Origin of the sequence: Agrobacterium tumefaciens (genome assembly GCF_005221325.1) — a bacterium.
Lineage (GTDB): Bacteria > Pseudomonadota > Alphaproteobacteria > Rhizobiales > Rhizobiaceae > Agrobacterium.
Genome location: NZ_CP039888.1, coordinates 1,444,420 through 1,470,071, shown reverse-complemented (window position 1 = coordinate 1,470,071; position 25,652 = coordinate 1,444,420). Strand labels below are relative to the sequence as shown.

Below are 25,652 nucleotides of genomic sequence, written 5' to 3'. Positions count from 1 at the left end.
GTTGAAGGCGGTCAACGCGGCGATGATGCTTTGCGCTGACCTCTGCGATAGGTATGAAGGGTGAATGAAAAGGTCAATGGCCGAGCCCAAAAGGAAGCTCCCGGCCTGAGAAGTCAACAGGTGGATGCATGATCATAGACCAGCGCGCATTGGGTTTCGGAAGTGGGGAGAGGGCGGTGTTCGCCTCGGATCCATGGACCACGCGCGGGCGTCTTTTTCCCGAGGCCGGAAGCCTGACGCGCTCGGAATTCCAGCGTGACCGGGACCGCATCGTCCACACGACGGCCTTTCGCCGTCTGAAGCACAAGACGCAGGTCTTCATCAGCCCTGACGGCGACCACTATCGCACGCGGCTCACCCACACCATCGAGGTGGCGCAGATCGCCCGGGCGCTTGCCCGCGCGCTGAAGCTGGATGAAGATCTGGCCGAAGGCGTGGCGCTGGTGCATGATTTCGGCCACACGCCTTTCGGTCATACGGGTGAGGACGCGCTGGATGCGGTGTTGCTGCCCTATGGCGGCTTCGATCATAACGCGCAGTCGCTGCGCATCGTTACCAAGCTGGAGCGCCGCTACGCCGAATATGACGGCATCAACCTGACCTGGGAGACGCTGGAAGGCCTCGTCAAGCACAATGGCCCGCTGGTGAATGCCAAGGGCGAGGGGATAAAGGGGCCGGTTCCGCTGCCCATCCTCGAATATTGCGAGCTGCAGGATCTGGAGATCGGCAGCTATGCCAGCCTCGAGGCGCAGGTGGCCGCGATCGCCGACGACATCGCCTATAATACCCACGATATAGATGACGGTCTGCGCGCCGGTTATCTCACCTTCGAGATGCTGGAGGAAGTGCCGTTCCTGAGCGGACTGATGGCCGAGGTGCGGGCGAAATACCCGGTGCTCGACAAGGAGCGTTTCGCCAACGAAATCATGCGTCGGCAGATCACCCATATGGTGGAAGACGTGATCGGCGTGGCGCAGCAGAATCTCGCCCGGCTGAAACCGTTGAGTGCTACGGATATCCGCGCTGCCGATTTCACCGTCGCGACATTTTCGCCCGAGATGGCCGAAACCGATCGGCAGATCAAGAAGCTGCTATTCGGCCATATCTATCGGCATCCGGAAATCATGCGCATCCGCGCCGGCGCCACACAGATCGTCACCGATCTTTTCCACCGTTATATGGAGGTGCCCGCGGAGATGCAGAGTCACTACTGGGTGGACAGCATTTCCGGCATGAGCGTGGCCGCCAAGGCCCGGCATGTGGGCGACTATCTGGCCGGCATGACCGACAGTTATGCACTGCGTGCCCACCAGCGGCTGTTTGACCACACCCCCGATTTGCGATAGGGCAGCGGGCAATCGCGAAGCAGAGCCGGCCCCATGGCCGGAGACAAACAGAAGCCCTTCGCGCAGGTTGGAACGATGAACATTTTTGCTGATTTCGATACCAGGATCAAAAACGCGCTCGAGACCCTCGATCTCGTGAAAGAGAACCGCGAAAAGGTCGATTTCAGTCGAATTACCGTCGAATCCCCGCGTGATCTCAGCCATGGCGATGTCGCAACCAATGCCGCCATGGTGCTGGCAAAGCCGCTCGGCACCAATCCGCGCGCGCTTGCCGAACTCATCGTGCCCGCACTTCAGGCCGATGGCGATGTCGACAGCGTCAATGTCGCCGGTCCCGGCTTCATCAATCTCAAGGTTTCCGTCGGTTACTGGCAGCGGCTTCTTGCCGGCATGATCGGGCAGGGCATCGATTTCGGCCGCTCCACCGTCGGCGCCGGCCAAAAGATCAATGTCGAATATGTCTCCGCCAACCCGACCGGCCCGATGCATGTCGGCCATTGCCGTGGCGCCGTGGTGGGTGACACGCTGGCGAACCTGCTCGCATTCGCGGGCTACGGTGTCACCAAGGAATATTACATCAACGATGCCGGTTCGCAGATCGATGTGCTGGCCCGTTCGGTCTTCCTGCGTTACCGCGAAGCGCTTGGCGAAGATATCGGCGCCATTCCATCCGGCTTCTATCCCGGTGATTACCTCGTTCCCGTTGGCCAGGCGCTGGCGGATGAATATGGCATCAAGCTGCGCGCCATGCCCGAGGAAAAGTGGCTGCCGATCGTGAAAGACAAGGCGATCGACGCAATGATGGTGATGATCCGCGAGGATCTGGCGCTGCTCAACGTCAGGCACGACGTGTTCTTCTCGGAACGCACGCTGCATGAGGGCAATGGCGGCCCGATCCTCTCGGCCATCAACGATCTCACCTTCAAGGGCCATGTCTACAAGGGCACCCTGCCGCCGCCGAAGGGCGAGTTGCCGGAGGACTGGGAAGACCGCGAGCAGACGCTGTTCCGCTCCACGGAAGTGGGCGACGACATGGACCGCGCGCTGATGAAATCGGACGGCTCCTACACCTATTTCGCCGCCGACGTCGCCTATTTCAAGAACAAGTTCGACCGCGGTTTTTCCGAGATGATCTATGTGCTCGGCGCCGACCACGGCGGCTATGTGAAGCGGCTGGAAGCCGTCGCCCGCGCCGTCTCCGAAGGCAAGTCGAAGCTGACGGTACTGCTCTGCCAGCTCGTCAAGCTGTTCCGTGACGGCGAGCCGGTGAAGATGTCGAAACGCTCCGGCGACTTCGTGACGCTGCGCGATGTTGTCGATGAAGTGGGTCGCGATCCCGTGCGATTCATGATGCTCTATCGGAAGAATTCCGAGCCGCTGGACTTCGATTTCGCGAAAGTGACCGAACAATCGAAGGATAATCCGGTCTTTTACGTGCAATATGCGCATGCCCGCTGCAAGTCGATCTTCCGTCAGGCGCAGGAGGCGTTTCCGGGCCTTGCACCATCTGCCGAAGACATGGCGGCGTCTGTTGCTTTAATTAGCGATATCAACGAGTTGCAGTTGGTTGCAAAGCTCGCCGAATATCCGCGTCTGATCGAATCTGCGGCCCTTTCGCATGAGCCGCACAGGCTTGCTTTTTACCTCTACGATCTCGCCAGTTCCTTCCATGGACACTGGAACAAGGGCAAAGACCATCAGGAATTACGTTTTATTAACGATAAAAACCGAGAATTGAGCATTGCCAGACTTGGGCTGGTGAATGCTGTCGCGAATGTTTTGAAGTCCGGCCTCACGCTTTTAGGAGCGGACGCACCTGACGAAATGCGATAACATCTCACCATTATTTGCTCACAATACGCTGGCAAGAGCTGCAATGCGTAGATGGTGGAACACGTAATGGTCGAAAAAAATGTCGCGTATAACCGGGACGCCCGGTCCGAAGGCTTCGCTGACAACGATCCTCTGGCAGAACTGGCGCGTATCGTCGGCTTTGAAGATCGTCCTTCGCATGCGGGTTCCGAGGTTCAGCCACACGCTGCATCGCCGGTCGTCCGCCGCGAACCCGAATTCAATCTCGAAGACGAGCTGCTTCGTGAATTCGAGGTTTACGATGCCCCGCACGCCGATCCGGTCGTTCTTGATCCGGCGAACGATGTTCGTGCCGGCATCCATCCCAACGACTTCATGCAGCGTGTCGAGCAGGTTTTCGCCCGTCGCGAGCCCGAGCTTGCGCCGATGGCCGAACCCCCCGCGCCGCAGCCGCAGGTGAGGCAGGAGCCGCTTCCCGAGGTCGATCACGCCTATATCCACAATTACGTCGAAACGTCTGGCCACCAGGATATTCGCGCGGATTTCCGCGATGATGCCGGTGCGGTGGCGGAAGTTTTCGATGTGCATTCGCGCCAGCCGCGCGCCGCCGAGCCGGTTGTCTACCAGCAGACCGCTCCGCAGGTGGCCCCCCAGCTTGCATGGGAAGAGCCGCAGGCGATCGAGCCGTCGGAGCCTGAATGGCACGCCATGCCGGAAATGCCGGCGGATGTTTCCAGCAATATTTCTGCCGATGCCCAAGCCTATGCGCCGGAACCGCAGGCTTTCGATCTCGCCGATGAGGTGGAGATTGCCGTTGCCGAAGAAGCGCCCGCGCCGGTTTCGGTTCGTCCTTCGCATGGCGGCCGTTCCTCGCTGGAGTTTTCCAGCCTGAGGCTGCCGCTCGCCAATTTCGGCGCGCGCCGCGATGTTTCGGCGGTCGATCCGCGACGGGTCGAGCCGCGTTCCGAACAGCAACCCGCTGCGGCCCAAATCGAGCCGCAGGCCGAGCCCGCTCCTGCCTTTGTTCAGGCTAGAGAGACCGCGCCATCCTTTGCGCAGCCGGTCGCCGAGGTGTTCGCGCCTGCCGCAGAACCGCTGGCGCCGACAGTTGCCGAAAAGCCATCGGCGGAAAATCTCTCGCCGATGGACGAGCTGATTTACGGCGTTGCGCAATATTCCATTCCCGAGCGCGGTGAGCCACCGCTCGTAAAGGCCGAGCCCGTCGCTCAGGCTGTGAAAGTCGAGCCGCCTGTGGTTGCCGCAGCGCCCGCAAAGTCAGCACCGGTTGCTGCCGCTGCGCCTGCGTCGCCCATCGAGGAGCCGGATTTCACGGATTTCGCTGGCTTCAATGATGATGATTTCGAGCTTGCGCTGGATGATCTCGACCTTGATCTGGATTTGTCCGAAATCGCCGAAGCTGAGGTTGCACCCGCACCGCAGCCCGTGCGTCCGCAACCCGCCGCACCGGTTGCCGCTGTTGCGCCGCAGCCGGTGAGGGAGCAGCCTGCGCCGCAGACGCGCCCCGCGCCCGTTGTTGCCGCTGCCTCGGTCGCCGCAGCGCCAGTCGCTGCCGCTCCGGTTCAGCCGCGCCCTGTTGCCGCGCAGCCGGCCGTGCCGCAGACGCTGGAAAGCCTGCCTTTTGATCCTTCCCAGATTGGTGAAACGGAAGAACATCCGGAAACCATCATCGAGATGGATGTGCCGGAACTGCCGGTCGGGGTTTTTGAACCCAAGCCCGCCGCTCGCCGTCACGAGGAAGATCTCGATATCGATACCGAGCTTGCAACGCTGTTTGCGCCTGCCGTCGCCGGTGGTCTCGACCGTCACAAGCATGCGGAAAACCGCGGTGCTGCCCAGGCGCGCCCTGCGCCGGCTCCGGAAGAAGCCGATGAGTTCGAGCGGGCGCTGGAAGAGGATTTCCGCCGCTCCATGCAGGAGGCTGCCGCTTCCCGTGGCAATGCGCCCCGCGATGCCGAAAATACCTATGTCGATCATCAGGCCGCCTATCGCGACGAGGATGAACGCGGCGGTCGCCGCTGGATCATGCCGGTTGCCGCGGCAATCGGTCTGGTGCTGATCGGCGGCGGCGTTTACGCGCTGGTGTCGGGCGGTTCGTCGAGCACCGGCTCGAATGGCGCGCCGGTCATCATCTCCGCCGACAATGACCCGATGAAGGTTGTGCCGGAAAATCCGGGCGGCCGCGTCGTGCCAAACCAGGACAAGGCGGTTTATGACCGTGTGGCCGGTGGCAACGCTGCCGATCCGAAGCAGCCGGCGCTGATCTCCAGCAACGAACAGCCGGTTGATGTGGTTCAGCGCACGCTGATCCCCGAACAATTGCCGCTGGAAGGCGAAAACGACGCGGATATGGAAGCAGCCGGCACGCCGGTTGGCGAGACCGAAGATCCGCGCCTGCTTTCGCCGGAAGAAAAGGCCGCCCAGAACGAAGGTGCTGGCGCAACCGGCGTTTCACCGCGCAAGGTCCGCACCATGATCGTCAAGCCTGACGGTACGCTGGTGGCGCAGGAAGTCGACGCACCGGCTGCCCATCCGCCCAAGGCCGACAAGGTCGCGGAGCTTGCAGCACCCCAGACCGCCAAGCCGGGTGAGGGCGCTCCCGCTGTCATCGCCGCTTCGCGGGTTCCGGTGGCGCCCGAGCAACCGCAGGCCCATACGCCGGCTGCGACCACGCCTGCCGCGACGACACCTGCCGCTACCAAGCCGGCCGCGCAGTCCGCAGCACCGCTTCCGGCAGCGCGTCCGTCCTCGCAGCCTGCAAACGTCGTTGCAACGGTGACGAACCAGGGCAATGTCCGCCCGGCGACGACCGCTCCTGCCCAGCCACAGGCTGCGCAGCAGCAGACGGCAGCCGCAACGCCGGCAGCGACCAGCACGCCGTCTGCCGGTGGTTATTACATCCAGATCGCCTCGCTGCCGAGCCAGGCCGAAGCCCAGAAATCCTACCAGAACATGTCCGCCAAGTTCGGCTCGGTCATCGGTGGACGTGGCGTCGACATCAAGGCCGCCGAGATTGCCGGCAAGGGCACGTTCTACCGCGTCCGCATCCCGGCCGGCGACAAGAACGAAGCCGTGGCGCTGTGCGAGAAGTTCCGCTCGGCCGGCGGTAGCTGCCTGGTAGCTCGGTGATAGGCTTCTCCGGCATGGAAAATCGGGGCCGCAGCTAAAGCGGCCCTTCACTTGACAACAGACTTGTCCACATATTCGACGTCATCCTCGGCCTTGTGCCGAGGATCTGCCAACGTATCGCCAATTGATAGGTTGGCAGATGCTCGGGACAGGCCCGAGCATGACGGAGGAGAGGCTTGCATTTTCACTCCTTGCGGCTGGAGACGCATTTCTCCCTTTCCCCTTATTTCCCTGAAAGCGTGACATCATGACCGATTGCAAAGCTATGATCCTCGGATGCAGCGGGCTTTCACTGACCGCCGACGAGATCGCCCTTTACCGCGACCAGCAGCCGTGGGGCTTCATCCTGTTCGGCCGCAATATCGGTGAGCCGCAGCAGATCACCGATCTCGTCGCATCCATGCGCGACGCCGTCGGGCGGCCAGATGCGCCGGTGCTGATCGATCAGGAAGGCGGACGGGTTCAGCGCATCAAGCCGCCGATCCTGCAGGCCTATCCGAATGCCCGTATTCTCGGTGAAATCTATGAACGCGACCGGCGTACCGGTCTGCGCGCCGCCTGGCTGATGTCGCGACTGCACGCTTTCGACCTCATGAAATTCGGCATCAACATCGATTGCCTGCCGGTGCTCGACGTGCCGGTGGAGGGTGCGAGCAATGTCATCGGCAACCGGGCTTACGGTTACTCGCCGACCATGGTGGCCGAGATGGGGCAGGCGGCGGCCGACGGGCTGAAGGCGGGCGGCATGCTGCCTGTCATGAAGCATATGCCGGGCCATGGTCGCGGCATGGTGGATTCGCATCACGAACTGCCTGTTGTCGATGTGCCGCTCAATGAGCTGGACGCGCATGATTTCGTGCCGTTCCGGGCATTGAAGCATGAATTGATGGCGATGAGCGCACACCTCGTCTTCAACGCCGTCGACCGCGAGCGTCCGGCGACGACCTCGAAGAAGGTAATCGAGGAGATCATCCGTGGCCGCATCGGCTTTGACGGTCTGCTGATGTCTGATGACAGTTCCATGAATGCGCTGAAGGGTACACTTGGCGAACGGGCTGCGAATATTGTTGCTGGTGGCTGTGATATAGTCTTGCATTGCAACGGCGTGATGGGTGAAATGCTTGAGGTCGTGAAGGAGGTTCCCGTTCTTTCCGGCCGTTCGCTGGAGCGGGTGCGGGCCGTGGAAGCGGGTTTCCCCGCCGCCGAGCCGTCTGACGAGGCGGAGCTAAGAGCCGAATTTAACGCCATGTGGGCCGTTTCCTGACAGTCGGGCGGCCGCTCACTCGGGATCAAGGCCGGATGCCCCGGCGGATGGAAAGATGGCCGCAGACAAGTCTCGCAATTCGACGCCGATGGACAAGCTCTGGCAGGATGTGACGCCGGAGCGGCTGACGGGTGAGGCCGGGCTGGTGATCGATGTCGCGGGTTTCGAAGGCCCGCTCGATCTTCTCCTGCACCTTGCCCGCACCCAGAAGGTCGATCTGTCACGCATTTCGGTGCTGGCGCTTGCCGAGCAATATCTGCAATTCGTGGAAAGCGCACGCCGCGTGCGTATCGAGCTTGCCGCCGATTATCTGGTCATGGCGGCCTGGCTCGCCTTCCTGAAATCCAAGCTGCTCATTCCGCAGCAATCCAAGGATGACGGCCCCTCCGGTGAGGAAATGGCCGCGACGCTGGCCTTCCGGCTGAAGCGCCTGGAGGCAATGCGCGAGGCGGCGGAACGTCTCGTCAACCGCGCCCAGCTTGGCCGCGATGTTTTTGCCCGTGGTGCGCCGGAGCATATTCCGCATATCAACCGCTCGGCCTACGAGGCCAATCTCTACGATCTGCTGAGCGCCTATGCCAATCTGCGCCAGCGACAGGCCATCACCCAGGTCACGATTGAAAAGCGGCAGGTCTGGTCGCTGGTGGAAGCGCGCGAGCTTCTGACGCATCTGCTCGGCGATGTGGGCGAATGGACGGTGCTCGACCAATATCTGCTGCAATATGTGCCCGATCCCGCCATGCGGGTGACGGCAATCGCCAGCGCCTTTGCCGCCTCGCTGGAGCTGGTGCGCGAGGGATCGCTGCAAATCCGCCAGGAGGGGGCTTTCCAGCCCATCTATATGCGTCGTGGCACAAGGGACGACCGTGCGGTGAATGCCGAGAGGACTGAGAACGATGAATGACGATGAGACCGGCGAGGCGATGGTCGTGACGCAGGATGCGGGAATCGAACCCACGGTATTTTCCGAGCGTCAGCTGAAGGAGGCCGAGCGCATCACCGAGGCTTTGGTTTTCGCCTCGGCTGAACCGGTTTCCGTAGGTTTCATTGCCGAGCGCCTGCCGCGCGGCATGGATGTCGTCGCCATTCTGCAGCACCTGAAAGCTGCCTATGCGGGCCGGGGCGTGAACCTCGTGCAGGTGGGCGGGCAATGGGCCTTCCGAACGGCAGGTGATCTGTCCTTCGTCATCCGCGCCGAGGAAAAGGAACCGAAGAAGCTCTCGCGCGCAGCGCTGGAAGTTCTGGCGATTATCGCATATCATCAGCCGGTGACACGCGCCGAAATCGAGGAAATCCGCGGCGTGCAGACCTCGCGCGGCACGCTCGACGTGCTGATGGAGGCGGGTTGGGTGCGTTTCCGCGGTCGCAGGCGCACGCCGGGCCGGCCGGTGACGATCGGCACCACGGTGGAGTTTCTCGACCATTTCGGCCTTGAGGAATTGCGGGATTTGCCGGGCCTAGAGGAGCTGAAGGGCGCGGGGCTGCTTTCCGGCCGCATCCCCTCCAATTTCGGCGTGCCTCTGCCGATGATGAGCGATGAGCTGCGCGAGGATGAAGACCCGATCACGCAGCTTGATCTGGAAGAGCTGGGCCTGCTTGCGCCCGGTGGCGGCGATGGCGACGATTGATATCGCCACATGCGGGTAAGCCCACGAAAACTTTATGCGTACTCACTGTTGAAGCGATGATTTGTCGTTTGAAAAAGCCTTTCAAACGTCTTACATCGTCTGAAAGCGAAATTCAGGAGTTTCAGTTATGGGTTCTTTTAGTGTGTGGCATTGGCTCATCGTGCTGGTGATTGTTCTCGTCCTCTTCGGACGTGGCAAGATTCCGGAATTGATGGGTGATGTCGCCAAGGGCATCAAGAGCTTCAAGAAGGGCATGGCTGACGAAGACCAGACGCCGCCGCCGGCCGATGCCAACACGAAGACCGTCGACCACAAGGCTGACGAGATCAAGTAAGCGGCTTTGCCGCTTGGTGTGAGACTACGGGCGTTAGGGTCTCGGGAGCATATTGATGTTTGATATCGGCTGGAGCGAGCTTCTGGTGATTGCGGTCGTGTTGATCGTGGTCGTCGGACCGAAAGACTTGCCGCCCATGATCCGCGCCTTCGGCAAGACGATGGCCGGCCTTCGCAAGATGGCGGGGGATTTTCGCACCCAGTTCGATGAGGCCTTGAAAGAGGCCGACATGGACGATGTGCGCCAGACCATCTCCGATGTCCGCAATCTCAACCCCACCAACTCGCTGCGCGATGCGATGAACCCGCTTCGCCAGCTGGGCAACGAGATCAAGTCCGATCTGCAGAAGGCAACGGCCGTACCCGAAGGCCTGTCGTCCACTGCCGCACCCGCGACGAGCGAGCCGGTGGCGCCGCTGGTCAGCGTGCCGGAGCCTGAGATGAAGCTGCCGGATGCGCCGCCTGCCGTTGTCGCCGCATCTACTCCGGTTGCCGCAGCCGCGGTTGCGGTAGAGAAACCGAAACGCGCACGGGCGAAATCGATTGCGACCGTCGAGGCCGAAGCGGTTGCTGCCAAGCCGAAGCGCGCCAGCCGCAGCAAGGCCGCGGCAACGCCGGAAACTGTCGCCACGACGAAGGCCAGCGAACCAGCCGCCCCGAAGCCCACCGTGAAGGCAGTCGCCAAAAAGGCGACGGTCAAGAAGGTCGCAGCCGAAAAGGCGGTGGCGGTGGCTGATGCAAAGCCGGCCAAAACGGCAAGAACCAAGGCTGCGAAGCCCAAAAAGGATGAAGCATGAGCGGGGATACCGAAGATAAGCCGCAGCCGCTTATCGAGCACCTCATGGAGCTGCGCACGCGGCTGATCTGGGCGCTAGGCGCGTTCTTCATCGCCTTTATCGGCTGTTTCGCCGTTGCCAAGCACCTCTTCAACCTGCTCGTCATTCCCTATAAGTGGGCGGTCATCTGGGCGGGTCTGGATGTGGCGAAATCGTCGCTGATCTATACCGCGCCGCAGGAATTCTTCTTCACGCAGATCAAGGTCGCCATGTTCGGCGCCATGGTGCTCTCCTTTCCGGTGATCGCCTCGCAGCTCTATAAATTCGTGGCGCCGGGTCTCTACAAGAACGAGCGCGCCGCCTTCCTGCCGTTCCTGATCGCCTCGCCGATCCTGTTCCTCATCGGTGCGGCACTCGTCTATTTCTTCTTCACACCGATGGTCATGTGGTTCTTCCTCGCCATGCAGCAATTGCCTGTTGATGGCGAGGTGGCGATTTCCTTGATGCCGAAGGTGTCGGAATATCTCAGCCTCATCATGACGCTGGTTTTGTCCTTCGGTCTGGTATTCCAGCTGCCCGTCGTCACCACGCTTCTGGCCCGCGTCGGGCTTCTGACTAGCGACTGGCTCAGGGAAAAGCGCAAATTCGCCATCGTCATGGCCTTTGTGGTCGCGGCCGTGCTGACACCGCCGGACCCCATGTCCCAGATCGGTCTTGCGCTGCCCGCGATCATTCTCTACGAGATTTCCATCTACATGGCTCGACTCGTGGAGAGGAAACGTGCGGCGGAATCCAAAAGCACGGAGCTGGAGGAGACCTGATTTTCCTGAAGGTCTCGCCGCTCAAAAAATCTCCTCGCGCCGGGTTCATGCCCGGCGTTTTGCTGTAAAACACGGGTGATGCAACAACGGTCTGGAACGACGATGCACGACATTAAATGGATACGCGAAAACCCCGAAGCTTTTGACGCGGCGCTTGCACGCCGTGGCGCGGAGCCTGCTGCGGCAGGTCTGATCGCTCTCGATGAAAAGCGCCGTTCCGTCATCCAGTCCCTGCAGGACATGCAGTCGCGCCGCAATGCCGCCTCCAAGGACATCGGCGCCGCCATGGCGCAGAAGAACATGGAGCTTGCCGAAAAGCTCAAGGCAGAAGTCGCCGACATCAAGGAAAACATGCCGCGCGCCGAGGAGGAGGACCGTCAGGTTACCGCCGAGTTGAACGACGCCCTGTCGCGCCTGCCGAACATGCCCTTCAACGATGTGCCCGATGGCAAGGACGAGCACGACAATGTGGTGACCCGCGTCACCGGCCAGAAGCCCGGCTGGAACCACGAGGCCAAGGAGCACTTCGAGATTGGCGAAGCGCTCGGCTACATGGATTTCGAGCGGGCGGCCAAGCTCTCCGGTTCGCGTTTCACGGTGCTGACCAGCCAGCTGGCGCGTCTGGAGCGCGCACTCGGCCAGTTCATGATCGATCTGCACACCCGCGAGCACGGCTATACCGAAGTCTCCTCGCCGCTGATGGTGCGCGATGAGGCGATGTTCGGCACCGGCCAATTGCCGAAGTTTGCCGAGGACCTGTTCAGGACCACCGATGGCCGCTGGCTTATCCCGACGGCGGAAGTGACGCTGACCAACCTCGTGTCGGGTGAAATTCTCGAGCAGGAAAAACTGCCGCTGCGCTTCACGGCGCTGACGCCTTCCTTCCGTTCGGAAGCGGGCTCGGCCGGACGCGATACGCGCGGCATGCTGCGCCAGCACCAGTTCTGGAAATGCGAGCTTGTTTCCATAACCGATGCGGAAAGTGCTGTTGCCGAACATGAGCGCATGACGGCCTGCGCCGAAGAAGTGCTGAAACGTTTGGGACTGCATTTCCGCACCCTGACGCTCTGCACCGGCGACATGGGCTTCAGCGCCCGCAAGACCTACGATCTGGAAGTGTGGCTGCCCGGCCAGAACACCTATCGCGAAATTTCCTCCTGCTCGGTCTGCGGCGATTTCCAGGCGCGTCGCATGAATGCGCGTTATCGCGGCAAGGACGACAAGGCGACGAAGTTCGTGCATACGCTGAACGGCTCCGGCACCGCCGTCGGCCGCTGCCTGATTGCGGTTCTCGAAAATTACCTGAACGACGACGGTTCCGTCACAATTCCGGACGTGCTGCTGCCCTATATGGGCGGTCTGACGCGGATCGAGAAGGCGGTCTGAGGCATCGCAGCGTCGTGCTATTGGAAGGAGAGTCTGCCAATTACGCCGACGTCATCCTCGGGCCTGTCCCGAGGATCTGCAACCTATCGATTTATTTGGACGTGATTAGATCCTCGGGACAGGCCCGAGGATGACGTTGAGAGAACTGCACACTTCACCGCCGGAGGAGAGGATGCTCCGTCCCTGAAGACATGCGAGCGGAGAGAGAAACATGCGGATTTTGCTGACCAATGACGACGGTATCCACGCCGAAGGGCTGGCGGTGCTGGAGCGTATCGCCCGCACGCTGTCCGACGATGTCTGGATCGTCGCGCCGGAAACCGACCAGAGCGGTCTCGCACACTCGCTGACCCTTTCCGAGCCGCTCAGGCTGCGCAAGGTTTCCGACAAGCATTTCGCGCTGCGCGGTACGCCGACCGATTGCGTCATCATGGGGATTCGCGAAGTCCTGCCGGAAAAGCCCGATCTCGTGCTGTCTGGCGTCAATGCCGGTGCGAACATGGCCGATGACGTGACCTATTCCGGCACCATCGCCGGCGCCATTGAAGGCACATTGCAGGGCGTGCGTTCCTTCGCGCTCAGCCAGGCCTTCAGCCACGGCGAAAGCCGCGTCGTGCCGTGGGAGGTTGCGGAGACCTATGCGCCCGATCTCATTCGCAAGCTCATCGATGTCGATCTGCCTGACGGCACTTTCCTCAACCTCAATTTCCCCAACTGTGCGCCCAAGGATGTGCAGGGCGTGTCCGTCACCGGCCAGGGCAAGCTGGATTTCGGCCTGACGGTGGAGGAGCGGCAGGATGGTCGTGGTCTTCCGTACTATTGGCTGCGCTTCGGCGAGCGCCTCGGCACCTTCCGCGAGGGCACGGATATCCACGCTTTGAAGCACGGCAAGATTTCGGTCACACCGCTAAAGCTTGACCTGACGGACTACACGGTCAAGGATCGGGTTGCGCAAGCACTTGGATTCGGAGTCGCCGATTGAAATCTGCCATGGTCGAAAAGGAAGGTTTTGCCGCTCTCGTTCTCCGCTTGCGGGGCGAGGGGGTCTCCGATCTCGACCTTCTGACAGCGGTTGAGCAGACGCCACGTTCCAAATTCGTGCCGCCGCAATTTGCGGCCGACGCCTATTCCAGCCGCACGATCCCGATCGACTGCGGCGCCTTCATGGAAGGCGCCGACATGGCGGTGAAAATCCTTGCCCGGCTGCAGCTGAAACCCGGCCAGCGCGTGCTTGAGATCGGCACCGGCAGCGGGTTCATGACGGCGATCATCGCCCGCCGGGTAGAGCGCGTCTTTTCGCTGGAGCGTTACAAGACGCTTGTGCAGCAGGCGCAGAACTGTCTGGACGATCTTTCCATCCGCAATGTCGTCATCCGCCAGGCGGATGGCAGCAACGGTCTGGTGGGTGAGGGCACCTTCGACCGGATTATTTCTACCGCAGCCTTCACCACCATGCCCCGTTTTTTTGCCGAGCAGATCGTTTCCGGCGGTATGATGATCGCGCCTATTATCGTTGAGGATGATCGCTGCGTGATGACGCGCTTCTCCAAGACCGGCAGCCGCTTCGAGAAAGAAGAGCTGTTCGAGGCCCCCTACCTGCCGCTCAGCAGCCATATTGCCCGGCATTTGTGACGAAATGAAAATTTTGAAGGCAATTCATTTTTGTCTTCTAATGTTCTGAATTGTCGCAACTATCTGATTTTCAATATCATTATTGTCACAGCATGACGCAGCCTGTTTTCGTCATGGTTATCGAAGTGTCAAAAAAGCGCCAAACGGCTTAACGTTTTAACGGCGTGGTAACACTAACGCGCTTTAATCATAAACATCGACGCATGGTTTTCCCCACCTCGGGAAATGGGCCTTGCAAGAAGTGAAGTTTGTGCCGGATCGCTCTTGATGCGGCGGGTTGGCGTCAGTGTAGATCGAGTCATGCGTATGAGACATTCGTCTAAAATCGGAAAATCAGTCGCAAAAATGTTCGCAGCGGCATTGCTGGCAAGCGTCGCGACGGGCTGTAGCTCGGATGCAACGCGGTTCAGCGGCCTCTTTTCCAGTGGACCGGATCGGATGACTACGGCGTCAATTCCTGCCCGTCAGGGCGGCGGTGCTTACGGGCAGGCCCCGGTTCCGCAGGGCGACATGAATGGCGGTTATGCCTCTGCCGCGCCGCAGGGTGGATATGCCAATCAGAACATGGCGGGCAATTCCTATCCGCAGCAATCCGGTGGTTATGGTGGCGTTCAGCCGTCCACGGCCCGCGCTTCGGCCTCGCCGGTGCAGCGCTCCGAGCTGTCGGCGCCGACGGCGGTGGCAAGCCGCGATCCGTCGACCCGCAACGAAGCCATGGCCCAGCCTTTCCCATCCGCCCAGCGCCAGGCCGCTCCGTCTCTCGCTGCACCTGCCCAGCAGGCCGCAGCGCCCGCTGCATCCACGGACAATCTGACGACCGCGACGGTTCGTTCCGACAAGAACGGCTGGCACACGGATGGTGCATCTTCGATAACGCTGCGCCCCGGCGAAAGCATTGCGACCATCTCCAATCGCTACGGTGTCCCGGAAAAGGAACTGCTGCGGGTCAATGGTCTGAAAACCGCGTCTTCGGCGCAGGCTGGCCAGTCGATCCTCATCCCGAAATTCGGTCAGGTCCGCAACGCCGCCAAGGATGCCGCCGGCAATATCGCTCTCAACCGCAATGGCGACCAGCCGACACCGCTGCGTGCCCCGGATGGCAATGTGGCCGTGCTGCCGTCGCAGGCCGCCGCCCGTGACAAGCTTTCCTCCGAAGCCGGCAAGCTGACGCCTCCGGGCGGCAAGCCGCTGCCGCCGACCGGTGGCTACAAGGTTCAGCCGGGCGACAGCCTCGCCAAGATCGCCCGTGCAAACGGTGTGTCGGTCGCTGCGCTCAAGGCTGCCAACGGCATCTCCAACGAAAGCATCCGCGTCGGACAGACGCTCAACATGCCGGGTGCCGGCACGGATGCAATCAAGACCGCCTCCGTTCCTGCCAAGGAAGCTGCCGCAGTCAAGGCCGTCGAAACCGCATCGGTGAAGCCAGAGCCCTATAAGGCCCCGGCTGCTGTGCCCGCCGCCTCTGCGCCCGCAACACCGGCCACCGCCAGTGTCGGCGATATCGAGAAGAAGGCCGATATGGCCTCCATCGCGCCGGAATCCACCGGCATCGGCAAATATCGCTGGCCGGTTCGCGGCGCCGTCATCAACAATTTCGGTGACAATGTCGAAGGCAGCCGCAATGACGGCATCAACATCTCGGTTCCCGAGGGCACGCCGATCAAGGCCGCCGAAAACGGCGTGGTCATCTATGCCGGCAACGGTCTGAAGCAGCTCGGCAACACGGTTCTCGTCCGCCATGACGACGGCAAGGTCACGGTTTACGGCAACGCCGCCAATCTCGACGTCCAGCGCGGCCAGAAGGTTCAGCGCGGCCAGACCATCGCCACATCAGGCATGACCGGCAGCGCCAAGCGTCCGCAGGTTCACTTCGAAGTTCGCAAGGATGCGACCCCGGTGAACCCATCAGGTTTCCTTGAATAGGTATTGCGTTCTCAAGGAATGATGAAGCCGGGTGATGAGCCCGGCTTTTTCATTTTTCGGGCGCGGGGGTAAATACGAGGTGTAGAAGCCGATGCGGCAGGCGTTGAGGTAATTGCGTTTACGACGCTCCTCCTCCGTCATGCCGGACCTGATCCGGCATCCAGCCGTCGCGCGTCTGCGCGACGGAGAGAGTCATTTTCAGCCCAAGGACTTGGGCTGGCTGGATTCCGGCTCAAGGCCGGAAAGACGGAATTGGGGATGCCGCCCGACTGCGAGAGCCGTCTCTGGTTGGATGACGGACGTGGGAAGGCGGCCTAAGCGCCGAAGCCATCCCGTTCCAATACCCTTTACCGCCTCACCAGACCGACGGTCCTCTCGATGAAATCAGCAATGGCACCCGTATCGTCGAGATCAAAAACCGGCAGCGCTGTGCCCGCAACCTCATGATCTGCGGCAATCGCGATGATATGTGGATCGAGCGGTGCGAGCGGTTCGGTCTTGGCCGCTTCCAGCCGACGCGCCTCGATCTTCGGCACGGGCTCATATTTGTAACCTTCGATCAGCACGAGATCGCAGGGGGCAAGGCGGGAGAGGATGTCCTCGAAGGAGGGCTCCGGTTCGCCGCGCAGCTCATGCATGATCGCGAAGCGGGTGCCGGAGACGATGGTGACCTCGTGCGCACCCGCCTGGCGGTGACGCCAGCTATCGGCGCCGACCTTGTCGATATCGAAATCATGATGGGCGTGTTTGATGGTGGAGACACGGTAGCCGCGGGCCGTCAGTTCGGTGACGATGCGCACCGCAAGACCGGTCTTGCCTGAATTTTTCCAGCCGGCAATGCCGAAGACCTTCTGCGCCGTCATGGTTCCATGCTCTCCAGATAGCTTCGCGCCAGAGCCAGTTCATCCGGCGTGTTGATGTTGAAGAACGGGTCAACACTGCCCTTGGTCGTTTCCAGCGGCGGGAAGGCCACGCCGATGGTGACGTGGCGGGCGAGGAAGGCACGGATGCGGCGGTTTGCATCGTTCTTCAGCCAGTCCTCGAGATCGTCGGCAAGCGCCACCGGCCACAGTGCGAAGACGGGGTGAAGCTGGCCGCTGGAGGCGGCGATGATGATCGCATCATCCGACAGGTGCTCGGAAAGCCGCGCCACGAGATCATCGGGGAAAAACGGGCTGTCGGCGGGCGCGGTCAGGAAATGGCTGCCGGCGGCCTCGCGATCGCGGAAATGCCGCATGCCGGCGAGAACGCCGGCGAGCGGCCCGGCATGGCCGTTCAGCGTATCGGGCAAAAGCGGCAGGCCGAAACCCTCGGCCCAGTTGCCCTTGTCTGTCATGGCGGCATTGATGGTGACGTCAGAGACCTGCGGCGTGATGCGGCGGATGACGTGGGACAGCAGCGGCGCATCGCCCAGCGTCACCATCGCCTTGTTGCTGCCCATGCGCCGCGAGAGCCCGCCGGCCAATATGAGACCAGGGGGCACGAGACCGGGTATTTTTCGGGGAGGGGCGATCATAGCCGCTGTTCCTGCAGTCTGACGATATAGGTGGTGAGAAGGGCGACAAGGCCGGTCGCCAGCATCACCAGAAGAAGCGGCCAGGTTCCGTCCTCCTTGGACAGGACCGAGGAGGCGAGCACCGAAAGCGCCGCACCGCCGCCGATGGTCATCGCGCCGCCGAGACCGGAGGCAGAGCCTGCCAGATGCGGCTGGACGCTGACCATGCCGGCATTGGCGCTCGGCAGCGTTACGCCGTTGCCAACGCCGATCAGCGCAAGCGGTACGAAAAACGCATAGGCGCTTTCCGCCCCGGCCAAGATCAGTGCGATGGCCGTGACGATGCCGGTGATGGCGATGACATTGCCCGAGAGCATCATTCTGCTGATGCCGATCTGGCTGGCATAACGGCCGGAGACGAAGTTGCCGAGCATGTAACCGCTGGCCATGAAAAAGAACTGCAGGCCAAGCATGGCGGGTGTCAGCCCGTAAAGCACGCTGCCGACGAAGGGCGCGCCGCCGAGGAAGGAAAAGAACATGCCCGACGAGAAGGTCGAGGTCAGCGCATAACCCCAGAACAGCGGCGAGCGCAGAAGCTCCGGCCAGGCATGGAACTGCTGCGAAAAGCTCGCCGACTTGCTTTGATTGGTTTCGCCGAGATCGAACCAGGCGAGCACCAGAATGCCGGCGCCGAGAAGCGCAAGCAGCGCAAAGCTGGACTGCCAGCCGGAGAAGTCGTTCAGCAGGCCGCCGACGGTGGGGCCGACCATCGGCACCACGGACATGCCCATGGTCACATAGCCTATCATCGAGGCGGCCTGCTCCATCGGCACCATGTCGCGCACGATGGCGCGGGCGAGCACGAATCCGGAAACGACGGCCGCCTGTGCCACGCGCCCGATCATGAAGACGGAGATATCGGACGCCAGCATGCAGACCAGCGTGGCGGCGATCATGATTGCAATGCTCGCCAGCATCACAGGGCGGCGGCCGAAAAGGTCGGAGAGCGGGCCGATGACGAGCTGCAGGCAGGCGGTGGCGGCAAGATAGCCCGACACGGCGAACTGCATCACGGCGTAGTCGATCTCGAAATAGAGCGCCATGGCTGAAAGCGAAGGCAGGAACAGGTTCATGCACAGCGCCGCGACGCCGGCGATCACGACAAGCGTAATGATGTGGGGCGGGGTGGTCCGGTCGAGGAAACGGCTGCTCTTCATGTCATTCTCCCGCCTCTTCCGTTACGGAAGCTTTCCTAACGGAAGCCGGCCGCACCGTGGTTGCGGCCGTGGGTGTCGCGGCCGCGCGCTTGGCCATCTGAGAACGTTTGCGCAGGCTTTCGCGATAGAAGGTATAAAGGCCAGAACCGATGACGATCATGGCGCCGATGATGGTGTAGCTGTCGATTTTCTCGTTGAAGAAGAACACGCCGATCATGAAACCCCAGAGCAGGCCGGTGTAACGGAACGGTGCGACGAAGGAGATTTCGCCTGTGCGCATCGACAGGATGATGGCCTGATACCCGACCAGCACCAGAATGGCCGACCCGGCAAGATGCGACACGATGGTGAAATTCATCGGTTGCCAGCCGCCGAAAGGTACGATCAGAAGCCCGCCCACCGCCATATTGACGAAGGCGGTGATGACGGTGATGGCGAGCGAAGGCACATCGGCATACATCTTCCGGGTCAAGAGATCACGCGCGGCGGTGACGGCAAGCGACGCGACGACCAGCAGCGCACCCGGCGTGAAACCTTCAGGGCCCGGCCTGATGATGACGAGCACGCCGATGAAACCGACGATGATCGCCACCCAGCGCCGCCAGCCGACCGGCTCACGCAGGAAAAGTGCGGCACCCAGCGTCACCACCAGCGGCAGGGATTGCAGGATGGCCGATGCGTTGGAAAATTCGATGAGGCCGAGTGCCGTCAGATAAAGAACGGCGGCTGTCACCTCGCAGAGACAGCGCAGGATGATGATGGGCCGCAGCAGGGTCTTCAGCGGCCGGAGCGCCCCGAAATGCCGCGCGGCGATATAGATCAGCACCACGGTCATGATGCCGCGCACGAACATGATCTGGCCGGTGTTGATGTAGGGGGTAACGGACTTCGTCAGCGCATCGTTGGCCGTGAAGCTTGCCATTGCCAGCGCCATGAAAAGTGCGCCGCGCGTATTGTCCGTCAATGCCATTCCCAAATATCCCAGACCATGCGCGGTATCCCGCCGCCCTTGCCGGGCGATGTGGGCAGCCCCTCAGGCACGACCACGCATTCCTCCATGCATAGAGACGTGGCACGGTAGAGCTGGCAATTCAACCGTTTATATGGGTGGGTGGACGAGAAAGAAGTTCAGCCGTCCCTCAGCCGCCGGTCACGCTCATATGGCGGGCGACGGCGGGGCGCTTGTGGGTGCGGTCGATGATGAAATCATGCCCCTTCGGCTTGCGCAGCAGCGCTTCATCGATGGCGGCGGAAAGAAAGGCGTCACTGTCGGAAGCGCGCAGCGCCGTGCGCAGATCGGCGGCATCGTCCTGGCCGAGGCACATATAAAGCGTGCCGGTGCAGGTGAGGCGGACACGGTTGCAGCTTTCGCAGAAATTATGGGTCATCGGGGTGATGAATCCCAGCCTGCCGCCGGTTTCCTTCACCGTTACGTAACGGGCGGGGCCGCCGGTCTGGTAATCGCTGTCGATAAGGGTGAAGTTCTGCTCGAGATCGGCGCGCAGCTGCGAGAGCGGCAGATAGCGGTCGGTGCGGTCTTCTTCTATCTCGCCCATCGGCATGGTTTCGATGACCGTCAGGTCCATGCCGCGGCCATGGGCAAAGCGCATCAGCTCCGGCATTTCGGCATCGTTGAAGTCCTTCAGCGCCACCGCGTTGAGCTTGACCTTGATGCCTGCCGCCTGCGCGGCATCAAGCCCTTCCATGACCCGGTCGATATCGCCCCAGCGGGTGATCTGGCGGAATTTATCCCGGTCGAGCGTATCGAGCGAGACATTGATGCGGCGCACGCCGCAATCGGCGAGTTCGGCTGCGAATTTCGCAAGTTGCGAGCCGTTGGTGGTCAGCGTCAGTTCGTCGAGCGCGCCGCTTTGTACATGGCGGCCAAGGTTCCTCACCAGCGACATGATGTTCTTGCGCACCAGCGGCTCGCCGCCGGTCAGCCGCAATTTGCGCACGCCGCGCGTTATGAAGACGGAACAGAGCCGGTCGAGTTCTTCGAGCGTCAGCAGATCCTTCTTCGGCAGGAAGGTCATGTGCTCGGACATGCAGTAGGTGCAGCGGAAATCACAGCGATCGGTCACGGACACGCGCAGATAGGTGATGGCGCGGCCGAAGGGGTCCACCATCGGTGCGTTGTTTTCCGTCAGGGTTTTCGCTTTTTCAAGCGAGCCGGAAAAACCGTTCACGTCTCCATCCTCATTGCGTCACGCGCCGGACACACGGGGCCGAATGTGTGGCCTACAGGTGATGTAGTGGCTTGCCTATCGTGAGGCAAGTCCGTAATTCTGACGCATATGACGAGCGTGCGGAAGTGAAAAATGAGTGATGCCTGGCCGACCGAGCTGCTTGTGTCGAAAGACCGGCGTGAATTGACCGTTTCCTTCGACGATGGAAGCATTTACCGGCTTGGCGCGGAGATGCTGCGCGTGCTTTCTCCCTCGGCGGAAGTGCAGGGCCACGGGCCGGGACAAAAGGTCACGGTGCCCGGAAAACGCAATGTTGCCATCCGCTCCATGGTCGCGACAGGCAATTACGCGGTGCGCATCGTTTTTGACGATGGCCACGATAGCGGCATCTACACCTGGAGATATCTGAAGGAGCTGGGTGAAACCGGCGACGCGCTGTTTGCCGATTATGAGCGGCAGCTTGCGGAGAAGGGCTTGAGCAGGGAGCCGCGCTTCCGGTAAGCGCCTACCTCCCTCATTCCTGTGCTTGTCACAGGAATCCAGCCGACGCACGTCCGTGCGGCGAAAAAGAGTCTTCTCCAGCCCAACGACTTGGGCTGACTGGATTCCTGTGACAAGCACAGGAATAGGGAGGGAGCGCAGGACATCTGAAGCACCATGTACCGGTAGCAACTAACCCGTTGAATCCTCGCTCTGTCCCCGACGAAAATCGTTTTCGCTTTTCACGCCGATGCGCTAGGAAGTGAGGGAGGGAACACCCTCGTCTTATTATTTTCAGCGGGGTGGCGTGTGGCTGTAGAAGCGAACGGAAATGATCTGGCCCAGGTGGTCGTGCTTTTGGCGGCGGGCGTGGTGGCTGCGCCGATCTTCAAGCGCATCGGCCTTGGCTCGGTGCTGGGTTATCTGGCCGCCGGCCTCGTGATCGGGCCTTATGGTCTCGGTTTCTTTTCCGATTCGCAGGCCATCCTGCATATTGCCGAACTGGGCGTGGTGATGTTCCTGTTCATCATCGGCCTTGAAATGCAGCCGTCTCGGCTGTGGTCGATGCGGCAGGATATTTTCGGGTTGGGCGCATTACAGGTGCTGGTCTGCATGGGCGGCCTGACGCTGATCGGTGTCAGCCTTGGTTTCCCCGTCATCATGTCCTTCGTCGCCGGTACGGGTTTCGTCCTGACCTCGACGGCGATCGTCATGCAGATGCTGCAGGAACGCAACAGCATGTCGAGCCTGAAAGGTCAGCGCATCATCGCGATCCTCTTGTTCGAGGACCTCGCCATCGTGCCGCTTCTGGCGCTTGTCGCTTTTCTCGGTTCGGGTGGGGAGCATGTGGCCGCCTCGGAGCGCTGGCTTTCGATTGGCATCGCCCTTGCTGCCGTCGGTGCGCTCATCCTCGCCGGGCGTTATCTGCTGAACCCGTTCTTCCGCCTGCTGGCGGCCTCCGGCGCGCGCGAGGTGATGACGGCCGCGGCTTTGCTGGTGGTGCTGGGGTCGGCTCTTTTGATGCAGGTCAGCGGGCTTTCCATGGCCATGGGAGCCTTTCTGGCCGGCGTGCTGCTGTCGGAATCCTCCTTCCGCCATCAGCTGGAAGCGGATATCGAGCCGTTTCGCGGCATTCTGCTCGGCCTGTTTTTTCTGGGCGTCGGCATGGCGATCGACCTTGCCGTCATCGCCGCCAACTGGCAGCTCGTGGTCGTCAGCGTTGCGGGTTACATGCTGCTGAAAGCTTTCCTGATCTATGGCGTGGCGCGGGCGCTTGGCACCACGCGGCGTGAGAGCCTTGAGCGGGCGGTGCTGATGGCGCAGGGCGGCGAATTCGCTTTCGTGCTTTATTCCGCGGCCGTCAGCGCCGGCATTCTCGACCGGGAGGCCAATGCCATCCTGACGGCGACCATCATCATCTCCATGGTGCTGACGCCGCTGATGGTCATTCTGCATGATCGGCTGGTGCCGGCGGCGGTTCCCAATACCGATGATCTCGACGTGCCTGAGAATGTCGAGGGCAGCATTCTGCTGATCGGCTTCGGGCGTTTCGGCCAGATCGTCAGCCAGCCGCTTCTCGCTCGCGGTTACACGCTGTCGCTGATCGACAAGGATGCAGACTTCGTGCGCGATGCGGCCGAGTTCGGCTTCAAGGTTTATTATGGCGATGGCTCGCGGGCGGAAATCCTGCATGCGGCGGGTGCCAGCACGGCGCGGGCGGTGCTCATCTGTGTCGATGACAAGGAAGCAGCTGTGCGGATCGCGGAGATCGTCAAGCACGAATTCCCGCTGGTTCCCGTCCTTGCGCGCGCCTATGACCGCGGACACGCGATCGATCTTCTGAAGGCCGGCGTCGACTACCAGATTCGCGAGACGCTGGAATCGGCGCTGAATTTCAGCGAGGAAGTGCTGGGCGCCATGGGCGAGGAGCGGGAAGACGCCGCTCGCCTCGTGGAGGAATTCCGCGACCGCGACGAGGAGCGTTTCGCCATGGAAGTCGTCGGCGGCATCTATGCCGGCCGTTCGTTGATCCGCGGCAATGCCCAGCCGGCCGATCTCGTCGCCGCCCGCACCGCACGCGAGCGGGCAGAACGGGAAAAGGCGGAAGCGGCGGAAGAGTAGGGGATTGCACCTTTCGGCGGCGCAGGGTGATTTCGAAGAATTGGAACAGACATGACCATCATTCGCACGGTTGAGGAACTGAAGGCCATTTATGACGGCACGAGCGAAGCCTCGGTCGCCAAGGTGACTGCTGCGTTGACAGCGGAATATCGGCAGATGATCGAGGCATCACCCTTCCTCGCGCTGGCGACAGTGGGGCCTGAAGGCATGGACTGTTCGCCGCGCGGCGACAAGGGCGGCGTGGTGCGGGTGGCCGATGACAGGACGGTGCTGTTGCCGGACTGGCGCGGCAACAACCGCGTCGATTCGCTTCTGAACATCGTGCGTGACCCGCGGGTGGCGCTGATGTTCCTGATCCCCGGTTCCAATACGACGATGCGCATCAATGGCCGCGCCGTGGTTTCCGTCGATGCCGAGTTGCTGCAGAGCTTCGAAATGGACGGCAAACATCCGCGTACCGTTATCGTGGTGACGATAAACGAGGTGTATTTCCAGTGCGCCAGGGCGCTGATGCGCTCGGAACTGTGGAACCCCGGCAATTTCGTCGACCCTGCCTCGCTTCCGACACCCGGCCTGCTGCTCAAGGCGGCGAAGGCGGAGTTCGATCAGGAGACTTATGACCGGGAATGGCCGGTGCGGGCGGCAAAGACGATGTGGTGAGGAGAGCATTACATTTGATGCTTCCTAGCCGCCATCCTTCTTACGTCCGATAAATCAGCCAGTTCTTGCCGGTATAATTGTTCTGCATGCCGTCCTCGTAAAAGACGGAACGGTTCCGGCCGGTTTCCTTGGCGTGGTAGAGCGCCGTATCGGCATGGCCGTAAAGCTCGCTCGGATTTGTGGCCCGTGCGGCGGAGGCGAAGCCGATCGAGATGGTGACCGTGCCGTAATCGGCGCCTGATCTCGAATTGCGGAAGGGCGTGCTTTCCAGTGACAGGCGGATGCGTTCGCACATCACCATCACCTCTTCCGGTGTGTTACCATCGAGAATGATGGCGAATTCCTCGCCGCCGCTTCGGGCGACGAAACCATCCTTGCGCACATTGGCGCGGATGACGGACGCGACGGTGGCGAGGATCTTGTCGCCAACCGGATGGCCGAACGTGTCGTTGATGCGCTTGAAGTGATCGATATCCAGAAGGACGAGCGTGGTATATTGCAGCCCGATGGAGCTGTCATAGATCGACGCCAGCCGGTCGTCGAAAGCGCGCCGGTTGGAGAGGCGCGTCAGCGAATCCGTATTGGCGATGCGCTTGTATTCATCGAGCTCAAGGCGGACCTGATGCATTTCCTCGGCATGGCGGTTGACGTCGTTGAACGTCTTTTCGCCATCGATGATTTTCGATCCCGTGGCCTCGGCCAGCAGCGAGATCGCATTTCTCAGGATATTGTTGCTGGCGGCGTTCTTGTCGTCGATGCGCTGGCGCGTTTCGCCGAGAATGCGGTTGTAGTTCTCAATGGAGGATTGTTCGCGCTTCAGCGTGCCCAGCAGCGCCTCCAGCTCGCGCCGCAGTTTGTCCTGGGCGTCGTCGATGGAGCGGTTGGGATTGCCTTCGCCGTAACGCGATGACAGCTCGTCCAGATCCTCCTGCGTGACCCGGTTGCCCAGCGCCGCTAGATCTTTCGTGAGCGCCGGGTTTGATCCGATATAGGCTTCGTAGAACAGGCTGTAGTTGCGCGGTATCGGTGAAACACCCATGCTCCGCATGGCATAGGCAATCTGCCCGGCAATGTCGGGCCCCGTGGTTTTGGGCGTGGATGCCGTGTTCATCAAGAAACTCCAGTGAGTCTGCTTATCGACTATGATTATTATTATGAGAGCTGTTTTGGAAAGCTTAATTTATGGAAAACTAATTTTTGTTCCATGAAACTTCTTTTTTGTCGCTTTTTATCTTATTTAATTGATAATAATAAGTAATTTTCATTTTGTAGGATTTCCGTAGTTTTTGTCTCTACTGTTTGTCTTGGTGCCAGTATCGCATTTATTCTGTCAATCCCAATAACGGGATTCGTCTGATTTATTTTGGCACAACAATGCGGGAAGGTTCCGCGATGACGGAGAGAGATGACGAATTTTGAATT

General features: G+C 61.1%; 22 protein-coding genes and 2 pseudogenes. 17 read left to right on the top strand and 7 right to left on the bottom strand.

Annotated features, from left to right (window positions below; genetic code table 11):
* Positions 1-128: 128 nt before the first annotated feature.
* From CFBP5499_RS07655 to CFBP5499_RS07595, 13 genes are all read left to right on the top strand, one after another.
* Entirely contained in the window at positions 129-1,346 is a 1,218-nt protein-coding gene (locus tag CFBP5499_RS07655; protein WP_080824966.1) for a deoxyguanosinetriphosphate triphosphohydrolase, read from the top strand.
* 75 nt (positions 1,347-1,421) lie between these two features.
* Positions 1,422-3,179: an arginine--tRNA ligase gene (argS, locus tag CFBP5499_RS07650; RefSeq protein WP_080827307.1), complete on the top strand. Its 1,758-nt coding sequence runs from the start codon at positions 1,422-1,424 to the stop codon at positions 3,177-3,179.
* Between the two features lie 66 nt (positions 3,180-3,245).
* Positions 3,246-6,305 carry an SPOR domain-containing protein gene (locus CFBP5499_RS07645; protein ID WP_080824967.1) on the top strand — a complete coding sequence of 1,020 codons (3,060 nt, stop codon included), beginning with the start codon at positions 3,246-3,248 and terminating at the stop codon, positions 6,303-6,305.
* A 247-nt stretch (positions 6,306-6,552) separates the two neighbouring features.
* Positions 6,553-7,569 carry a beta-N-acetylhexosaminidase gene (gene nagZ, locus CFBP5499_RS07640; protein ID WP_080824968.1) on the top strand — a complete coding sequence of 339 codons (1,017 nt, stop codon included), beginning with the start codon at positions 6,553-6,555 and terminating at the stop codon, positions 7,567-7,569.
* Between the two features lie 55 nt (positions 7,570-7,624).
* Positions 7,625-8,473: a segregation and condensation protein A gene (locus CFBP5499_RS07635; protein WP_080824969.1), complete on the top strand. Its 849-nt coding sequence runs from the start codon at positions 7,625-7,627 to the stop codon at positions 8,471-8,473.
* Positions 8,474-8,492: 19 nt separating this feature from the next.
* Complete coding sequence (scpB, locus tag CFBP5499_RS07630; protein WP_233284191.1) at positions 8,493-9,197, top strand: SMC-Scp complex subunit ScpB; 705 nt, start codon at positions 8,493-8,495, stop codon at positions 9,195-9,197.
* Between the two features lie 127 nt (positions 9,198-9,324).
* On the top strand, positions 9,325-9,531 hold the full coding sequence (locus CFBP5499_RS07625; RefSeq protein ID WP_003509722.1) for a twin-arginine translocase TatA/TatE family subunit: 207 nt from the start codon (positions 9,325-9,327) through the stop codon (positions 9,529-9,531).
* 55 nt (positions 9,532-9,586) lie between these two features.
* Positions 9,587-10,327 (top strand): Sec-independent protein translocase protein TatB, encoded by a 741-nt coding sequence (tatB, locus tag CFBP5499_RS07620; RefSeq protein WP_080824970.1) that lies wholly within the window; start codon positions 9,587-9,589, stop codon positions 10,325-10,327.
* Positions 10,324-11,127 carry a twin-arginine translocase subunit TatC gene (gene tatC, locus CFBP5499_RS07615; RefSeq protein WP_080824971.1) on the top strand — a complete coding sequence of 268 codons (804 nt, stop codon included), beginning with the start codon at positions 10,324-10,326 and terminating at the stop codon, positions 11,125-11,127. The genes tatB and tatC overlap by 4 nt, the downstream gene beginning before the upstream one ends.
* Positions 11,128-11,229: 102 nt before the next feature.
* Positions 11,230-12,513: a serine--tRNA ligase gene (gene serS / locus CFBP5499_RS07610; RefSeq protein ID WP_080824972.1), complete on the top strand. Its 1,284-nt coding sequence runs from the start codon at positions 11,230-11,232 to the stop codon at positions 12,511-12,513.
* A gap of 211 nt (positions 12,514-12,724) precedes the next feature.
* On the top strand, positions 12,725-13,495 hold the full coding sequence (gene surE, locus CFBP5499_RS07605) for a 5'/3'-nucleotidase SurE (protein ID WP_080824973.1): 771 nt from the start codon (positions 12,725-12,727) through the stop codon (positions 13,493-13,495).
* Positions 13,492-14,145 (top strand): protein-L-isoaspartate(D-aspartate) O-methyltransferase, encoded by a 654-nt coding sequence (locus CFBP5499_RS07600; RefSeq protein WP_175416651.1) that lies wholly within the window; start codon positions 13,492-13,494, stop codon positions 14,143-14,145. The genes surE and CFBP5499_RS07600 overlap by 4 nt, the downstream gene beginning before the upstream one ends.
* 345 nt (positions 14,146-14,490) lie before the next feature.
* Positions 14,491-16,068, top strand: coding sequence for a peptidoglycan DD-metalloendopeptidase family protein (locus CFBP5499_RS07595; protein WP_175416650.1), 1,578 nt, complete (start codon positions 14,491-14,493; stop codon positions 16,066-16,068).
* Here the strand turns inward: CFBP5499_RS07595 and CFBP5499_RS29980 are convergent.
* From CFBP5499_RS29980 to CFBP5499_RS07580, 4 genes are all read right to left on the bottom strand, one after another.
* Positions 16,051-16,209: a hypothetical protein gene (locus CFBP5499_RS29980; RefSeq protein WP_158523263.1), complete on the bottom strand. Its 159-nt coding sequence runs from the start codon at positions 16,207-16,209 to the stop codon at positions 16,051-16,053. The genes CFBP5499_RS07595 and CFBP5499_RS29980 overlap by 18 nt on opposite strands.
* Before the next feature lie 206 nt (positions 16,210-16,415).
* Positions 16,416-16,931, bottom strand: coding sequence for a molybdopterin-guanine dinucleotide biosynthesis protein B (gene mobB, locus CFBP5499_RS07590; protein WP_080824976.1), 516 nt, complete (start codon positions 16,929-16,931; stop codon positions 16,416-16,418).
* Positions 16,928-17,584 (bottom strand): molybdenum cofactor guanylyltransferase MobA, encoded by a 657-nt coding sequence (gene mobA, locus CFBP5499_RS07585; RefSeq protein WP_080824977.1) that lies wholly within the window; start codon positions 17,582-17,584, stop codon positions 16,928-16,930. The genes mobB and mobA overlap by 4 nt, the downstream gene beginning before the upstream one ends.
* Positions 17,581-18,780 carry a multidrug effflux MFS transporter gene (locus CFBP5499_RS07580; protein ID WP_080824978.1) on the bottom strand — a complete coding sequence of 400 codons (1,200 nt, stop codon included), beginning with the start codon at positions 18,778-18,780 and terminating at the stop codon, positions 17,581-17,583. The genes mobA and CFBP5499_RS07580 overlap by 4 nt, the downstream gene beginning before the upstream one ends.
* Positions 18,781-18,794: 14 nt before the next feature.
* Between CFBP5499_RS07580 and CFBP5499_RS30875 the strand changes: the two are divergent.
* Positions 18,795-18,881: pseudogene (locus tag CFBP5499_RS30875) on the top strand (hypothetical protein); the annotation flags it as partial.
* Positions 18,882-18,982: 101 nt separating this feature from the next.
* Here CFBP5499_RS30875 and CFBP5499_RS07575 read toward each other — a convergent pair.
* Both CFBP5499_RS07575 and moaA read right to left on the bottom strand, forming a co-directional pair.
* Positions 18,983-19,702: pseudogene (locus CFBP5499_RS07575) on the bottom strand (DMT family transporter); the annotation flags it as partial.
* A gap of 217 nt (positions 19,703-19,919) precedes the next feature.
* On the bottom strand, positions 19,920-20,969 hold the full coding sequence (moaA, locus tag CFBP5499_RS07570; protein WP_080824980.1) for a GTP 3',8-cyclase MoaA: 1,050 nt from the start codon (positions 20,967-20,969) through the stop codon (positions 19,920-19,922).
* Positions 20,970-21,101: 132 nt separating this feature from the next.
* Here moaA and CFBP5499_RS07565 point away from each other — a divergent pair, with 132 nt between their 5' ends.
* The 3 genes from CFBP5499_RS07565 to CFBP5499_RS07550 all read left to right on the top strand — a co-directional run bounded on the left by CFBP5499_RS07565 (position 21,102) and on the right by CFBP5499_RS07550 (position 24,230).
* Positions 21,102-21,470 (top strand): gamma-butyrobetaine hydroxylase-like domain-containing protein, encoded by a 369-nt coding sequence (locus CFBP5499_RS07565; protein ID WP_080824981.1) that lies wholly within the window; start codon positions 21,102-21,104, stop codon positions 21,468-21,470.
* A 288-nt stretch (positions 21,471-21,758) separates the two neighbouring features.
* The gene (locus tag CFBP5499_RS07555) at positions 21,759-23,570 is read left to right on the top strand and encodes a monovalent cation:proton antiporter-2 (CPA2) family protein (RefSeq protein ID WP_080824982.1); all 1,812 of its coding nucleotides are present in this window, start codon (positions 21,759-21,761) and stop codon (positions 23,568-23,570) included.
* 51 nt (positions 23,571-23,621) lie between these two features.
* Entirely contained in the window at positions 23,622-24,230 is a 609-nt protein-coding gene (locus CFBP5499_RS07550; RefSeq protein WP_080824983.1) for a pyridoxamine 5'-phosphate oxidase family protein, read from the top strand.
* Positions 24,231-24,270: 40 nt separating this feature from the next.
* Here CFBP5499_RS07550 and CFBP5499_RS07545 read toward each other — a convergent pair whose 3' ends face one another.
* Complete coding sequence (locus CFBP5499_RS07545; protein ID WP_080824984.1) at positions 24,271-25,341, bottom strand: GGDEF domain-containing protein; 1,071 nt, start codon at positions 25,339-25,341, stop codon at positions 24,271-24,273.
* Positions 25,342-25,652: the final 311 nt, after the last annotated feature.

Bases quoted from the DNA above. Each gene is read 5' to 3' on its own strand.
- CFBP5499_RS07655 (WP_080824966.1), top strand. From the start codon at position 129: ATGATCATAGACCAGCGCGCATTGGGTTTCGGAAGTGGGGAGAGGGCG.
- argS (WP_080827307.1), top strand. From the start codon at position 1,422: ATGAACATTTTTGCTGATTTCGATACCAGGATCAAAAACGCGCTCGAG.
- CFBP5499_RS07645 (WP_080824967.1), top strand. From the start codon at position 3,246: ATGGTCGAAAAAAATGTCGCGTATAACCGGGACGCCCGGTCCGAAGGC.
- nagZ (WP_080824968.1), top strand. From the start codon at position 6,553: ATGACCGATTGCAAAGCTATGATCCTCGGATGCAGCGGGCTTTCACTG.
- CFBP5499_RS07635 (WP_080824969.1), top strand. From the start codon at position 7,625: ATGGCCGCAGACAAGTCTCGCAATTCGACGCCGATGGACAAGCTCTGG.
- scpB (WP_233284191.1), top strand. From the start codon at position 8,493: ATGGTCGTGACGCAGGATGCGGGAATCGAACCCACGGTATTTTCCGAG.
- CFBP5499_RS07625 (WP_003509722.1), top strand. From the start codon at position 9,325: ATGGGTTCTTTTAGTGTGTGGCATTGGCTCATCGTGCTGGTGATTGTT.
- tatB (WP_080824970.1), top strand. From the start codon at position 9,587: ATGTTTGATATCGGCTGGAGCGAGCTTCTGGTGATTGCGGTCGTGTTG.
- tatC (WP_080824971.1), top strand. From the start codon at position 10,324: ATGAGCGGGGATACCGAAGATAAGCCGCAGCCGCTTATCGAGCACCTC.
- serS (WP_080824972.1), top strand. From the start codon at position 11,230: ATGCACGACATTAAATGGATACGCGAAAACCCCGAAGCTTTTGACGCG.
- surE (WP_080824973.1), top strand. From the start codon at position 12,725: ATGCGGATTTTGCTGACCAATGACGACGGTATCCACGCCGAAGGGCTG.
- CFBP5499_RS07595 (WP_175416650.1), top strand. From the start codon at position 14,491: ATGTTCGCAGCGGCATTGCTGGCAAGCGTCGCGACGGGCTGTAGCTCG.
- CFBP5499_RS29980 (WP_158523263.1), bottom strand. From the start codon at position 16,209: ATGACGGAGGAGGAGCGTCGTAAACGCAATTACCTCAACGCCTGCCGC.
- mobB (WP_080824976.1), bottom strand. From the start codon at position 16,931: ATGACGGCGCAGAAGGTCTTCGGCATTGCCGGCTGGAAAAATTCAGGC.
- mobA (WP_080824977.1), bottom strand. From the start codon at position 17,584: ATGATCGCCCCTCCCCGAAAAATACCCGGTCTCGTGCCCCCTGGTCTC.
- CFBP5499_RS07580 (WP_080824978.1), bottom strand. From the start codon at position 18,780: ATGAAGAGCAGCCGTTTCCTCGACCGGACCACCCCGCCCCACATCATT.
- CFBP5499_RS07565 (WP_080824981.1), top strand. From the start codon at position 21,102: ATGAGTGATGCCTGGCCGACCGAGCTGCTTGTGTCGAAAGACCGGCGT.
- CFBP5499_RS07550 (WP_080824983.1), top strand. From the start codon at position 23,622: ATGACCATCATTCGCACGGTTGAGGAACTGAAGGCCATTTATGACGGC.
- CFBP5499_RS07545 (WP_080824984.1), bottom strand. From the start codon at position 25,341: ATGAACACGGCATCCACGCCCAAAACCACGGGGCCCGACATTGCCGGG.